The following is a 14,250-nucleotide window of genomic DNA, read 5'->3' as shown; positions in this document are numbered from 1 at the left end:
TATCCCATCCGGAGTCACCCGCCGATCTGGCTCCTCCTGGCAGATCGGCAATACGGAGGCCCGTCATGCTTATCCTCGCCCTGCTTCTCCAACAGACGCCGACTCTGCCCGAACCCGGCGATTATCAGTTACAAAGGCCGCGAAATCCGCCCGCACCGGTGGAGTCGATCTTCCGGGGACCGAATGCCGATCTGGGGGCAGCCAAGGCCGAAACGTCGGTCGTCGTCACGGGGCAGCGCCTGACCAAGCTGAAGGCCGATCTGGATGATTGTATCGCCCGACATTGCCCGCCGGAGCGCGACATCTCGCTGACGTTGGCTTATGCCGAAACGCAGTTCATCATGGGCGATTATAAGGGCGGTCGCGAAACGATGCTGGCTGCCCGAAAACGCAATGCACGCTTTGCCGCACAACTGCCGATCGACGTGTCCGACATGCACCGCGCGACCGGGCTCTTCGCCAATCTGACCGGCCACCCCAACCAGAACCAGACGAGCGCGATCGATGCCATCGACGCGCTGAAAAAGGGTCTGCCCGAGGGCGATGCGCGGATCTATGCCCAGCGGCTGGAAATCGGTGACGCGATGCAGCGAAACGGTAACCTGGAAGCGGCCTTGTCGCAATATGACAAGGTTGCGCGTCAGGGGCGCGACGCGGGATTACCGATGGTCGAGGGCATGGCGATGTTCCGTTCCGCAGTGTTGCTCAGCGCCCTAGCCAGCGTAATGCCGAGATTCACCCGGCCCGCCCAGGAACAGACTGGGCGCATCCTGAGCAACACCTCGCCCGCTTTCCTGCCATTCCGTAACGGCGTCCGCATGCTGCAGGCCCGGCTCGCGCCTTCTGCGGACCGGCCGGCGGCCATGCAGGCTGCCCTGGCCCAATTGGAGATCGATGACAATCCACAGCCCACCTTGCTCGTCGCGCCGCCGATCAAGACCCAAGATATGGCTTTCGGCGCAGCGCACGGCACCGACAAACCGCTTTGGGCCGATGTCAGCTTCTTCATTGCCCCCGATGGCAAGGTCGCCGACGTCGCGGTCGTTCAACAGACCGATGGCGTTCGGAAGCAATGGATGGACCTCATCACACGATCGATCGCGGAACGTCGATATGCACCGCAACGTCGTAACGGCGACCTCCCGCGTCTTGAGCGCTACTCGTTCATCGCGGATACCGCGACGGAAACCCGCTCGCGGATGCGGACCCGCACGTCCAATCTCAGCCTGCAGGTCACCGATCTTTCGCCCGTGCCCAAACCCGCACCAGCCTCGCAGAGCAGTGCAACGGCACCCACCCCTCAACCACGTCCGGTGACGACGGCGATGCGTTGACGCCGGGAAGCAATAGCCCGTATGATCGCAAAGGGCGGCCCTTGATGCCGCCCTTTGCTGTTTGAAGGAGACACCCCGTGACCATCACCGCCCTGATGCCCGTTTACCCACGGTGCGGGGTGCGTCCGGTCCGAGGCGAGGGCGTCTATCTGTACGGCGAGGATGGCGAGCAGTATCTGGACTTCGCCGCCGGCATCGCGGTCAACGCGCTGGGCCATGGCCACCCGAAACTGGTCGAGGCGATCGCCAAGCAGGCCGCGACGCTGATGCATGTGTCGAACCTGTACGGCAGCCCGCAGGGGGAGCATTTCGCCCAGCGGCTGGTCGATTCGACCTTTGCCGACACGGTGTTCTTCACCAATTCGGGCGCCGAGGCGGTCGAGTGCGCGATCAAGACCGCGCGCCGCTATCACTTCGCCAATGGGAACCCCCAGCGTCATACGCTCATCACGTTCAACAACGCGTTCCATGGACGGACGCTGGGCGCGATTTCGGCGACCAACCAGCCCAAGATGCGTGACGGGTTCGAGCCGCTGCTGCCCGGCTTCGCCTATGCGCCGTTCGACGATCTGGAGGCCGCACTCGCGCTGATCGACGAGAACACCGCCGGTTTCCTGGTCGAGCCGATCCAGGGCGAAGGCGGCCTGCGCCCCGCCAGCATGGAGTTCCTGCAGGGGCTACGCAGGGCGTGCGACGAGCATGGCCTGTTGCTGGTGCTGGACGAAGTACAGTGCGGTTATGGTCGCACCGGCAAATTTTTCGCGCATGAACTCTATGGCGTGACGCCCGACATCATGGCGTCGGCCAAGGGCATTGGTGGCGGCTTCCCGCTGGGTGCCTGCCTGGCGACCGAGGAAGCGGCCAAGGGCATGGTGGCTGGCACCCACGGGTCGACCTATGGCGGCAACCCGCTCGCCATGGCCGCCGGCGAGGCGGTGCTCGACGTGATGCAGGAGCCGGGCTTCCTCGAGCATGTCGAGGCGATGGGCCAGCGGCTGCGCGCGACGCTGGAGCAGATGATCCCGAACTTCGATCATCTGTTCGAGGAAGTGCGCGGCCACGGCCTGATGCAGGGTCTGAAGATGAAAAGCGACAGCCGTCGTTTCGTGGCGCATTGCCGCGACAATCACGGCCTGTTGCTGGTCGCGGCGGGCGAGAATGTCATCCGCATCCTGCCGCCGCTGACCATCGACGAGAGCCACATCACCGAGTTCGCGACGAAGCTGTCGGACGCCGCGCGCGTCTATGTCCCCGCCGCCGACGATTGATGATCTTTGCCACCCCGGCGGCACCGACCGCCGGGGGACGGAGTACCGACCCATGACGATCCGCCACTTCCTGAACCTCGCCGACGCCGGTCCCGAGGGTGTGACCGCCATTTTGACCGATGCACAGGCCCGCAAGGCCGCGCGCGCCGGCTTCACCAAGGGCCGTGTCGATGCCGATGCGCCGCTCGCGGGCCAAGTGCTCGCCATGGTGTTCGAGAAGAACTCGACCCGCACCCGCGTCAGCTTCGACATGGCGATCCGCCAGCTGGGCGGCACGTCGATCGTGCTCGATGCGGGGACCATGCAGCTGGGTCGCGGCGAGACGATCGCCGACACCGCGCGCATCCTGTCGGGCTATACCGACGCGATCATGATCCGCACCGACGACCATGCCAAGGTCGAGGAGATGGCCCACTATGCCAGCGTGCCGGTCATCAATGGCCTGACCGACCTGTCGCACCCCTGCCAGATCATGGCCGACCTGCTGACCGTGATCGAGGCGGGCAAGACACTGTCGGGCCTGAAGGTCGCGTGGCTGGGCGACGGCAACAACGTCCTGCACTCGATCGTCGAGGCAGGCGGGCTGCTGGGCTTCGACGTGGTCGCTGCCTGCCCCACCGGCTATCATCCGGAGCCGGGCACGCTGGAACTGGGCCAAGGTCGCGCGACCTGCACCACCGACCCGCGCGCAGCGGTCGAAGGGGCGGACATCGTCGTCACCGACACCTGGATCTCGATGGGCCAGGCCCATGCCGAGGAAAAGCTGGCCGCGATGATGCCGTTCCAGGTCAATGCCGACCTCATGGCGCTGGCCAAGCCCGATGCCAAGTTCCTCCACTGCCTGCCCGCGCATCGCGAGGAGGAAGTCACCTCGGACGTGATCGACGGCCCGCAGTCGCTGATCTGGCCGGAGGCGGAGAACCGCCTCCACGCCCAGAAGTCGATCCTGCGCTGGTGCTTCGGCCAGATCGGTTGATCGCGCCTCGGCATTACCTATCTATGGAAAGGCCGGCGGCTTCGTCGGCCTTTTCTCTTTCCCCTGCCGCACTGGCACCATATCGCCCGGACATCCTCCGGTGCGTAAAGGCACGAGCATGACCGACATCACCCTGCCCGACCTCGACCGCGCCATCGCGTTCACCATCCCTGAGCAGCATGCACGTGGACGGATGGTGCGGCTTGGCCCGGTGCTCGACGAGATTCTGGCGGCCCATGCCTATCCCCCGGTGATCGAGCGACTGCTGGCCGAGGCGCTGACCCTGACCGCGCTGATGGGGGCGACGCTGAAGGATACCAGCGGCCAGCTGACCATCCAGACGCGTAGCGATAGCGGCGTGATCCGGCTGCTCGTCTGCGATTATCGTGGCGGCGAACTGCGGGGCTATATCCAGTATGACGAGGACCGGCTGGCCGAGCTGCCCGCCGACCCGACGCTGTTCGCGCTGTTCGGCCAAGGCTATCTGGCGATCACCTTCGACCTGGCGGTGACGGGCGAGCGCTATCAGGGCATCGTGCCGCTGGATGGTGAGACGCTGTCCGCCGCCGCCGAAAGCTATTTTATCCAGTCGGAGCAGATACCCAGCCTGCTGCGCGTCGGGATCAGCAAGGGGCCGGACGGTCGCACCGTCGCGGGCGGCCTGTTCCTGCAGCATCTGCCCGAGGGCGAGGAAGGTCGCGAGCGGCTGCACGTCAAGCTCGATCATCCCGAATGGGAGCATGTCCAGGCGCTCGGCGAGACGATGCAGGTCGAGGAGCTGGCTGACGCCGCGCTGCCGCTGGAGACGCTCGTATGGCGGCTGTTCCATGAGGAGCAGAATGTCCGCGTGTCGGAAAGCCCCGCCATCGTGCGCGGCTGCCGCTGCTCGGCCGAGTATATCGCCAGCGTCATCACCAAATTCTCGGTCGAGGAACGGCGCGAGATGGCGGATGCCGACGGGCTGATCCAGGTCGACTGCGCGTTCTGCGCCAAGAAATTCCCGGTGCGGTTCGACGCGGAACCGGCGGCATGATCCTGAAATCCTCCCCGGTACGGGGAGGTGGCAGGCCGTCAGGCCTGACGGAGGGGGGCTTCCGCATCGGGCGGCCCTCGCGGCACGCCCACTCCACCATGCTGCGCATGGTCCCCGTCCCCGCGCCGGGGAGGATCAGCCGCCCAGCGCCTCGACCAGCGCCTTGACCTTTTGCTGGCGCCATTGCGGCAGCGGCGCGACCAGCCAGTAGCCCATGCGCGAGGGCACCGCTTCGCCGGTGGCGACGACCCGGCCCTCCGCCAGGTCACGTTCGGCGAGCAGTTGCGGCACGATGGCACGGCCCAGCCCTGCCGCAACCGCGTCGATGGCGAGCCCCGCATCGGTGACCCGGACGAGAGGGACGCCTTCCTCGGGCGCCCCCGGCCAGGCGATCAGGGGAGCATCGGTCGGGCCGATCGGAATCATCCCGTCCGACTCGATCGCCTCGCCCTCCAGCCCGCCTGGCCCGTCGCCCCAGCGGATGGCGAGGTCCAGATTGGCCTCGGTGAAGTCGAGCCCTTCGTCCGACGCGATCAGCGAGAAGCGCAGGTCGGGATCGCGCGCGGCGATCGCGGCTAGGCGCGGCATCAGCCATTTCTCGGTCACGTCGCGCGGCGCAGCGATGGTCAGGGACTTGGACGACTGGCCCGCCTGCATCGCGCGCACCGCCTCCTCGAACTGCAGGAAGCCGGCACGGAGAGGCGCAAGCCCCGCTTCCGCTTCGGGCGTCAGCTCCAACCCGCGCGTCGTGCGGCGGAACAGCACGACGCCCAGCGTATCCTCCAGCGCGCGGATTTGCTGTCCCACCGCCGCCGGGGTCACGGCCAATTCATCGGCGGCGCGGGTGAAGCTCAGATGGCGGGCCGCGGCATCGAGCACGCGCAGGCCATTGAGCGGCAGATGCGTGCGCTTCATGATTCCACCGCCGGAGCGATCAGCGCGAAGTGCGGGATGGCGACGTCGAAGGTCACGCCATCGCCCGCGATCATCCGATAGCTGCCCTGCATCGCACCGCTGGTCGTCGCCAGCGGACAGCCAGAGACATAATCATAGGAGGCACCCGGCTGGATCACCGGCTGTTCGCCGACCACGCCCTCGCCCTCAACCGAGTGGCGTGCGCCGCGCGCGTCGGTGATGATCCATCGGCGGGTGAGCAGTTGGACCGGCTGGTCGCCCCCATTCTCGATGCGGACATGATAGGCCCAGAACCAGCGCCCGCGCTGCGGCTCGGACTGTTCGGGCAGATAGCTGACCGACACCCGGACCGTCACCGGCCCGGTCGTCAGCGCATGGGGAAAGAGGGCCTTCACAGACCCACGGCGCGCAAGGCCTGGTCGAGATCGTCGATCAGGTCATCGGCGTCTTCCAGCCCGACATTCAGGCGCAGCATCCCCTCTCCGATCCCCATCTCGACCCGCTTTTCCTCGGCGACGCCCGCATGGGTGGTCGAGGCAGGGTGGGTCATCAGCGAGCGAGAGTCGCCGATATTGTTGGAGATGTCGATCAGTTCCAGCGCGTCGAGCAGGCCATGCGCCTGGGTCCGTCCGCCGTCGAGTTCGATCGCGAAGATGCTGCCGCCCGCCTTCATCTGGCGCATGGCGAGCGCATGTTGCGGATGGCTGGGCAGCGCCGGGCACAGGACGCGCGGCACCCGGCCCTCGAGGAACGTCGCGACCTTCAGCGCGGATTCCGACTGGCGATGAATACGCAGGTCCAGCGTCTCCAGCCCCTTCAGCACCACCCAGGCGTTGAACGCCGACAGCGTCGGCCCGGTGTTGCGGGTGAAGGGCAGCAGCGTGTTGGTGATGAAGTCCTCGGTTCCGCACACCGCGCCCGCCAGCACGCGGCCCTGCCCGTCCATCATCTTGGTGGCGGAATAGGCGGTCACGTCCGCGCCGAAGTCCATTGGCCGCTGGAGCGCGGGCGTCGCAAAGGCATTGTCGACGACCGTGGTGATCCCGCGTTCCCCCGCGATCGCGCAGATCGTCTCCAGGTCCGCGACGTCCATCGTCGGGTTGGCGGGCGTCTCGAAGAAGAAGACCTTGGTTTCGGGGCGCACCGCGTCCAGGAAGGCCTGCGGGTCGCGCGCATCCACGACGGTCGTGGCGATGCCGAACTTGGGCAGCAACGTGTCGGTCAGCCACCGACACGATCCGAACGCCGCGCGGCCGCCGACCAGATGGTCGCCCGCCTGCAACTGGCAGAGCAGCACCGCCGTCATCGCCGCCATGCCCGACGCCATGGTCCGGCACGCCTCCGCCCCTTCGAGCAGCGCGATACGCTGTTCCAGCATCTCGACCGTCGGGTTCTGGAGACGGGAATAGGTCATTCCCTCCTGCTCACCCGCGAACCGCGCCGCCGCATCCCCCGCCCGGTCATAGCAATAGCCCGAGGTCAGAAAGAGCGCCTCGGACGTTTCGCCATATTCCGATCGCGCGGTGCCGCCGCGTACGGCCTGCGTTGCGGGACGCCATTTGGTGGTGATCGAGCGGTCCTGGCCAGTCTTGCGCTTCATGCCCGCCCATTTGCCGGTCCGGGCAGCGGGGTTCAAGGATATTCCGACGCCGCCGCCATATGTCACCGTTACGGCAGCGGAACGGAAAAGCGCCCGATTCGGTTATTCCCCCCCATCCAACAGGGAGAATGACCATGAACATCCGCATCGGCCTGCTGCTGGCCGCAAGCCTGGCGTCGCTGTCCGCCTGCAACGGCAAGGGCACCGACAAGTTGGCCGAGAATGTCGAAAAGGCCGCCGACAACCGCGCCGACGGCATGGAAAGCCAGGCTGACGCGCTGCGCAACCAGGCCAAGATGCTCGACAAGCAGGCGGAAAAGACCCGCGACTATGCCGAGGATCGCGCCGATGCGATCAAGGCGGCGGACGTCAACGCCGCCGCGATGAACCCCGAACAGCGTGAAGCGGTCATCGACAACCAGGCGGCCGCAGTGCGGTGACGTATATCCTTCCCGGTACGGGGAGGGGGATCATCCGCAGGATGGTGGAGGGGGGAGCGCCACATGGGCTGCCCTATGAGGAAGCCCCCTCCGTCAGTCCTTCGGACTGCCACCTCCCCGTGCCGGGGAGGATATTGGGTTACTGCGCCTCGCGGTGGTTCGTCACCTTGCCATAGATCGGCTTGTCCACCGTGCTCAGCCGGTCGCTGGCATCGCCGGTCAGGTCGAAGAACAGCACTCGGTTCGCACCCGCCTTCAGCCACGGCGCCGGCGTATAGAGCGTGTGGACCGGCCCGATGCTCCAGAAGCGACCGAGATTATGGTCGTTCAGCCACAACTGCCCCTTATGCGCGCCCCGCATGTCGAGATAGGTGTCGCCGGGCTTCGCGACCGTCATCTCCGCTTCGTAGAAGCACGGGCCGCTGCACGGCTTGGCCGACATTTTCAGCGACGACAGGTTATCCATCGGCAGGCGGAACATCTGCCAGTCGCTCAAGGGCGCGCCCGCCAGTGTCACCGCGCCGGTGAGGCCCGTCTGTTCGGTGCGGATCGCGTGGGAATAGTTCACCCGGCCGGTATTCTCGACCAGGATGTCGAGCGTCGCGGGCTTGGCACGGGCGGGCAGTTCAACCGTCTCCTGATCCAGCCGCCGGTCGAGCGTGCCGACCAGCGCGCGGTTGAGATAGACCTGCGCATAGCTGTGCATGCCCTTGAGCGTCAGCGTCTGCGCAGGCCCCGCCGGAACCGCGACGCGGTAAAGGACATAGCCATAATTCTGGTCCAGCTCCTCGAAGGTCTTGGGCTGCGCGGCACGCACCGGCGTGGGGAGATTGTCCCATAGCGACGCGCTGCGCCGGATGTCCGACACCGGGAAGGTCGTCGCAACCGTGGGCGCAGGCGTGGGCGCGGCGGGCTTGCCGGTCACCTCGGCGATGGCGGCGGCGATCAGGCCGTATTTGTAGCGCGGATTGCCCGCCTCATCGATCGGCGCGTCATAATCATAGCTGGTTGTGTCGGGGTGATAGTCCTTGCCGGTGTGCGAATCCGCGCCGTTCATCCAGCCGAAGGTGGTGCCGCCATGGACCATATAGAGCGAGATCGAATAGCCGCGCTTGAGCATATAGGCCATTTCCTCGGCCTCTTTCTTGCCGTCGGTCTCGTGATGCTCCTCGCCCCATTTGTCGAACCAGCCCGCCCAATACTCGCCGACCATGCGCAGGCCATCGGGACGATAGGCTTCCAGCTTGGCGACCGAACTTTGCGCGCCGCCCGAGCCGAAATTGACGACGGAAGGCAGGTTGGGCAACGAGCCCTTGGCCAGATCACCGCCCTGGTTGGAGGTGAACAGGACGCCGTCGGCGAACCCGGCGCGCTTGTAGCTCGCCTCCAGTCCGCGCAAGTAAGCCTGGTCGTCGCCGAACGCGCCATATTCGTTTTCCAGCTGCACCGCGACGATCGGCCCGCCATTCTTCAGCAGCAGCGGCTTCACCTCCTGCCCCAGCCGCGCCAGCCAGCGGTCGACGGCGGCGGTATATTTGGGGTCGGTCGAACGCAGCACCAGCTTGCGGTCCTTAAGGAGCCAGGCCGGATAGCCGCCCAGCTCCCACTCGGCGCAGACATAAGGACCGGGGCGCAGGATCACGTCCAGCCCCTCAGCCTGGGCATCGCGGATGAAGGCGACGATGTCGTTCTGGCCGCTGAAGTCATAGACGCCCGGACGTGGCTCGTGCGCGTTCCAAAAGGCATAGGTGGTGATGGTGTTCAGCCCCATCGCCTTGGCCTTGCGCAGGCGGTCGCGCCAATAGCCGCGGGGGATGCGGACATAGTGCATCTCGCCCGAAATCACTTGATGCGGCTGGCCGTTGCGCAGGAAACCCTTGCCCTTCACCTCGAAGATCTTGGCCGGGCCGTCATTGCTGGTCGCGCTCTGCGCCGACAGCGGCGACCAGGCCGTTGCTGCCATGATGGCCAGGATCATCGGTCGGAACCGCTGCGTCACATCACTCTCCCGTTCTTCTGTCGCGTTTCGCACAGTCGGGGTTCCGGACACCGCCTCACCCGCCTCCGCTTCGGCCCTATGGGTGCCATGCAAATATGGGGTTCGTCAAATTGTCTGACGAATCGGATTTGGGCATTACCCCGCGAAGCGAGGGTAGGAAGGACGAACGATCGAGCGGCCTTCCGCTTGGCGGCGGCCATGCGGCATTACGGGTGAAAAACCATTGTGCCCCCCGACCTGCCCGGCCATGACCGGGGCCATGCGCCGCCTGCTCGCTCCGTTCCACCGCCCCATCCCGGCGCTATTGGCCATGTTGGTCGCGGCGCAGGCCCTGTTCGGCTGGCGGTTGACCATGCCGCACACGCTGGTGTTCGACGAGATCCATTACGTCCCCGCCGCACGCGCGTTGCTGGCGCTGGAAGGGCCGGTCAACATCGAGCATCCGCTGCTCGGCAAGACGTTGATCGCCGCCGGGATCCTGCTGTTCGGCGACACTCCGCTGGGCTGGCGGGCGCTGTCGACGGTCGCCGGCACGGCGATCGTCGGGGGCGTGTTCGGCATCGTCTGGCTGATGACCCGGCAAACGCGCGCCGCGGCGATCGGGGCGCTGCTGACGATCGTCAACTTCATGGTGCTGGTGCAGGCCCGGATCGCGATGCTCGATGGATTCATGGCGGCGTTGGTCGTGCTCGCGGTCGCAGCGATGGGTTGGGCGATGCGCGGCAGCGCGACGCAGAGCCGCTGGCGATGGATGCTGGGCGCGGTGCTGCTGGGGCTGGCGGTCGGAGTGAAATGGGCGGCGGTGCCCTATCTGGGCTATGCGGCGATCGGCCTTGCCCTGATGAAGCGCCAGGACCCGAGCCGCTGGCCGGGGCTGTCATGGTGGTCGGCCTGGGGGCTGCTCGGTCTGGGGGCTGGGCTGGCCTATTCGGCGACCTTTGCACCCGCCTTCTTCTATGCGCGTGAGCCGATGACGCTGGCGGGGCTGCTGCCTTTCCAATGGGAGATGTATGCGCGCCAGACCCAGATCCTGCCACCGCATGTCTATCAGTCGGCGTGGTGGAGCTGGCCGGTGATCGGGCGGCCGATCTGGTATTTTTATGAGGTGGCCGACGGCGCGCAGCGAGGCATCTTCCTGCTCGGCAATCCGGCGGTGATGTGGGGCGGACTGGTCGCGGTGGCCGCTTGTGCGCTCGGCTGGCTGCGCACGCGCGAGATACGGTTGGGCATCGCTGCGGCCCTGTGGATCGCGGGGTTCGGGGTCTGGGCGATCATTCCCAAGTCCCTCGGCTTCTATTATTATTACTTCCTGCCCGCGATCTGGCTGTCGGTCGCGCTGGCGGTGGCGATCAACCGTTGGCGCGGATGGATGCGGGACTGGGACGAGGCTTATCTGGTCGCGGCGATGTGTCTGTTCGTCTATTTCTACCCGATCCTGACGGCGGGGCCGCTGGCGGGGCCGAAGTCGTTTGCGCGCTGGGCCTGGTTCACAGACTGGCGGTGAGGGATCAGTACCGTCCCCACACGAACCGCGACGACAGCGCATAATTCCACACTGCCCCGACCAGCACGCCGATCAGCGCCGAGATCGCCCACTCATTCGCCCGCGCATCGTGCAGGAAGGCCGCGACGCCGACATTGGCGATCGCCCCCACCGCACAGACCAGACAGAAGGACACCCAGCCGTCGAGCAACGGCTTGAAGCCGCGCAACCGCCGATCGCGATAGGTCAGCGCGTTGTTGAGGAAGAAGTTGAACGTCATCGCCGCCGTCACCGCGACGATCTGACTGGCCAGGAAGGTCGCGCCCAGACCCACGAAGAACAGGCTGAGCACCGCCATATGGACGCCCACCCCCAGCACGCCGATCGCCGAGAACATGGCGAAGCGCACGGGAATGACCTTGCCGAACCGGCGGTCATAGAGCGCGATCAGATATTCCATCGCGACGACATGATCGAGCTTGGACTCGCCCTCGGTCCGCACGCGGAAGACATAGGGCATTTCGGCGGCGCGAAGCGGGCGTGGCGAGGCGCTCATGATGTCGAGCAGGATCTTGAAGCCGATGCCCGACAGATGCGGCACCGTCTCGCGCGCGATCTGGGTGCGCACCATGAAAAAGCCGCTCATCGGATCGGACAGGTCGACGTTCAGCACCCGCTGCGACAGCTTAGTGGCGAAGGCCGATTTGGCGACGCGGTCGCGGTCCCAGTCGCCCGTCCCGCCGCCATCGACAAAGCGCGATCCGACGACCAGGTCGAGATCGGGCTCGGCCTGCAACCGATCGAGCATCCTGGGCAGCAGCGTCTCGTCATGCTGAAGGTCGCCGTCGATCACCGCGACCATGGGCGCCGCGGTCGCACACATCCCCTCGATACAGGCCGAGGACAGGCCGCGCCGCCCGATGCGCTGGATCACGCGCACCCGCGGGTCGACACGCCCCAGCTCGCGGGCGGCGTCCGCCGTCCCGTCCGGGCTGTTGTCGTCGACGAAGATCGCCTCCCACCGCCGCCCGGCCAGCGCCTGGTCGAGCTTGGCGATGAGCACGGGCACGTTGGCGCGCTCGTTGAAGGTCGGAATGACGACCGCGAGTTCCAGCAGCGCGCTCATGCGGGTCAGAGGCGTTCGAGGATCGCGTCGGCCATGGCGCGGGTCGACAGGCTGCCGCCCAGATCGCCGGTCCGCGCGCCGTCCCGGATCGCGCCCGCCACCGCCGCGTCGATCCGGTCGGCGGCCTCGGTGAGCCCCAACGAGTGGCGCAGCAGCATCGCCGACGACAGGATCGCGGCGCACGGATTGGCCTTGCCCTGCCCCGCGATGTCGGGCGCCGAGCCATGGATCGGCTCGTACAGCCCCTTGCCCGTCGCGCCCAGTGCGGCCGAGGGCAGCATCCCGATCGAACCGGCGCACATCGACGCCTGGTCGGACAGGATGTCGCCGAACAGATTGCCGGTCAGGATCACATCAAACTGGCCCGGATCGCGCACCAGCTGCATGGCGCAATTGTCGACATACATATGGTCGAGCGTGACCTCGGGATAATCCTTTGCCACCTCGATCACCACGTCGCGCCACAGCTGCGAGGTTTCCAGCACATTGGCCTTGTCCACCGACAACAGGCGGCGGCGGCGGCGCATCGCGGTCTCGAAGCCGACCCGCGCGATCCGCGCCACTTCCTGTTCGTCATAGCGCATCAGGTCATGGCCTTCGCGAAGGCCCGCCTCGGTGGTGCCGCGACCCTTGGCACCGAAATAGACGTCGCCGGTCAGTTCGCGCACGATCACCATGTCGATGCGGCGCGCGATGTCGGGGCGCAGCGAACTGGCATCCTCCAGCCCCTCGAACAGCCGTGCGGGACGCAGGTTCGCGAACAGGCCAAACGCCTTGCGCAGGCCCAGGATCGCCTGTTCGGGCCGGTGCGCGCGCTCCAGATTGTCGAAGCGCGGATCGCCGACCGCGCCGAACAGCAGCGCATCGGCGCGGCCCGCCGCCTCCAGCGTCTCGAGGGGCAGCGGATGACCCGCTGCCTCATAGGCCGCACCGCCGACCTTGGCCTCCTCGAAGGTCAGGCCCAGGTCTAGCGCCTCCAGCACGCGCCGCGCTTCCGCCGTCACTTCCGGGCCGATGCCGTCACCGGCGAGGATCGCGATCAATGCCATGGCTGGCCCCTTCTTACCCAAGTTCGGAGCGCCCTTTGCCTTAGCGAGCGGGCATCACGCAACCGCCCTTTTGAACCGATCGAACAGGCGCGCGCGGGCGGGCATCGGATCGTGGCGCAGCCCCGCCAGGATATCGCGCGCCAGGAAATGCGCGGTGATCCGGCCCGCGTCGAAAATCTCGGGCCAGTCCCCGACGCCGCCCTCGCGCAGGAATGACGGCAGCCGGAACAATCTGGCCTCATAGCCGAACGCCGCCCCCAGCGACGCCGCCGCCCCGCTCTTGGGGCTGACATAGGCCAGGTCGGCCGTTCCTCCGGTCACGGTGCAGCGCTCCAGATCGAGCCCGAACCCCAACTGCCCCAGCAACAGCAATTCATAGCGTACCAACGCCCCCGCCCAGCCGCGCGCCGAGGGGGCCGACTCGATCGCGGTCAACACCGCGTCGAGCGCATCGTAGAGGATCGGATAAGGCTGTTCCTCCGGCAGCGCAGCGGCGGTCAGCGCACACAGCCACTCGATCCCGGCAGCCGCGAGCGGCTCGCCATGCAGCCCCGCGCGGCTATGCCCGGGCTCAACGGTGAGTGCCGCGAGTTGCTCCACCGTCCGCGCCCGCCACTCGCCGATGATCGCGTTCCCCGGTTGCAGCACCGGCCGCAATGCCCGCGACCGTCCACCCCGGACATAGCCAGCCTGCACCCCGTCATCGCGGGTCAAGCCCCGCACGATCGCCCCATGCTCGCCATGCGGCCGGACCGACAGGATGATGGCGGGGGCGACCCGGTGCATGGCTGTGGATGTAGGGGGGAATGGGGTGGGATGCTATATTCGGGAGCAGATCTACATAATTAGAACTTGATCTTATTGCCCTTAACAATTTTATTGTCCGCCTATACTCCAGCTAATATAAAATTCCAGAGGAAGCAGATGGCCCTTAGGGTCAGGACCCATTGATGTGAGCGTCGCGATCTGATTCAGGCTCCGTGAGGAGACTGGTAATGAGCGACCTGTTTTGGCTGACGGACGAGCA

General features: G+C 66.4%; 13 protein-coding genes. 6 read left to right on the top strand and 7 right to left on the bottom strand.

What is annotated here, in order from left to right; all coding sequences use genetic code 11:
* Positions 1 to 341 precede the first annotated feature (341 nt).
* From GGR45_RS03140 to hslO, 4 genes are all read left to right on the top strand, one after another.
* Complete coding sequence (locus GGR45_RS03140; RefSeq protein WP_221235827.1) at positions 342 to 1,334, top strand: hypothetical protein; 993 nt, start codon at positions 342 to 344, stop codon at positions 1,332 to 1,334.
* 77 nt (positions 1,335 to 1,411) lie between these two features.
* Positions 1,412 to 2,602, top strand: coding sequence for an aspartate aminotransferase family protein (locus GGR45_RS03135; RefSeq protein ID WP_175312709.1), 1,191 nt, complete (start codon positions 1,412 to 1,414; stop codon positions 2,600 to 2,602).
* 52 nt (positions 2,603 to 2,654) lie between these two features.
* Positions 2,655 to 3,578: an ornithine carbamoyltransferase gene (gene argF / locus GGR45_RS03130; protein ID WP_175312708.1), complete on the top strand. Its 924-nt coding sequence runs from the start codon at positions 2,655 to 2,657 to the stop codon at positions 3,576 to 3,578.
* A gap of 118 nt (positions 3,579 to 3,696) precedes the next feature.
* Positions 3,697 to 4,611, top strand: coding sequence for an Hsp33 family molecular chaperone HslO (gene hslO / locus GGR45_RS03125; protein ID WP_175312707.1), 915 nt, complete (start codon positions 3,697 to 3,699; stop codon positions 4,609 to 4,611).
* 135 nt (positions 4,612 to 4,746) lie between these two features.
* Here hslO and GGR45_RS03120 read toward each other — a convergent pair whose 3' ends face one another.
* From GGR45_RS03120 to GGR45_RS03110, 3 genes are read right to left on the bottom strand one after another with little or no spacing between them, the layout of a single operon-like run.
* Positions 4,747 to 5,526 carry a LysR family transcriptional regulator gene (locus GGR45_RS03120; RefSeq protein WP_175312706.1) on the bottom strand — a complete coding sequence of 260 codons (780 nt, stop codon included), beginning with the start codon at positions 5,524 to 5,526 and terminating at the stop codon, positions 4,747 to 4,749.
* Entirely contained in the window at positions 5,523 to 5,921 is a 399-nt protein-coding gene (apaG, locus tag GGR45_RS03115) for a Co2+/Mg2+ efflux protein ApaG (RefSeq protein WP_175312705.1), read from the bottom strand. Before apaG ends, GGR45_RS03120 begins: the two co-directional genes overlap by 4 nt.
* Complete coding sequence (locus GGR45_RS03110; protein WP_175312704.1) at positions 5,918 to 7,126, bottom strand: trans-sulfuration enzyme family protein; 1,209 nt, start codon at positions 7,124 to 7,126, stop codon at positions 5,918 to 5,920. The genes apaG and GGR45_RS03110 overlap by 4 nt, the downstream gene beginning before the upstream one ends.
* A gap of 134 nt (positions 7,127 to 7,260) precedes the next feature.
* Between GGR45_RS03110 and GGR45_RS03105 the strand changes: the two genes are divergently transcribed.
* The gene (locus tag GGR45_RS03105; protein WP_175312703.1) at positions 7,261 to 7,566 is read left to right on the top strand and encodes a hypothetical protein; all 306 of its coding nucleotides are present in this window, start codon (positions 7,261 to 7,263) and stop codon (positions 7,564 to 7,566) included.
* 139 nt (positions 7,567 to 7,705) lie between these two features.
* Here the strand turns inward: GGR45_RS03105 and GGR45_RS03100 are convergent, their stop codons facing one another.
* Complete coding sequence (locus GGR45_RS03100) at positions 7,706 to 9,565, bottom strand: glycoside hydrolase family 35 protein (RefSeq protein ID WP_285138876.1); 1,860 nt, start codon at positions 9,563 to 9,565, stop codon at positions 7,706 to 7,708.
* A 259-nt stretch (positions 9,566 to 9,824) separates the two neighbouring features.
* On the opposite strand from GGR45_RS03100, the gene GGR45_RS03095 reads away from it, so the two are divergent.
* The gene (locus tag GGR45_RS03095) at positions 9,825 to 11,069 is read left to right on the top strand and encodes a phospholipid carrier-dependent glycosyltransferase (RefSeq protein WP_175312702.1); all 1,245 of its coding nucleotides are present in this window, start codon (positions 9,825 to 9,827) and stop codon (positions 11,067 to 11,069) included.
* A 4-nt stretch (positions 11,070 to 11,073) separates the two neighbouring features.
* Here the strand turns inward: GGR45_RS03095 and GGR45_RS03090 are convergent, their stop codons facing one another.
* From GGR45_RS03090 to recO, 3 genes are read right to left on the bottom strand one after another with little or no spacing between them, the layout of a single operon-like run.
* Positions 11,074 to 12,174 (bottom strand): glycosyltransferase family 2 protein, encoded by a 1,101-nt coding sequence (locus GGR45_RS03090; RefSeq protein ID WP_175312701.1) that lies wholly within the window; start codon positions 12,172 to 12,174, stop codon positions 11,074 to 11,076.
* Between the two features lie 5 nt (positions 12,175 to 12,179).
* A complete protein-coding gene (gene leuB / locus GGR45_RS03085; RefSeq protein ID WP_175312700.1) occupies positions 12,180 to 13,223 on the bottom strand; it encodes a 3-isopropylmalate dehydrogenase in 1,044 nt (347 codons plus the stop codon).
* A 54-nt stretch (positions 13,224 to 13,277) separates the two neighbouring features.
* Positions 13,278 to 14,009 (bottom strand): DNA repair protein RecO, encoded by a 732-nt coding sequence (gene recO / locus GGR45_RS03080; RefSeq protein WP_175312699.1) that lies wholly within the window; start codon positions 14,007 to 14,009, stop codon positions 13,278 to 13,280.
* Positions 14,010 to 14,250 lie beyond the last annotated feature (241 nt).

It is taken from the genome of Sphingomonas zeae, from assembly GCF_014197135.1.
Lineage (GTDB): Bacteria > Pseudomonadota > Alphaproteobacteria > Sphingomonadales > Sphingomonadaceae > Sphingomonas > Sphingomonas zeae.
This window is presented reverse-complemented; position numbering and strand designations above follow the sequence as displayed.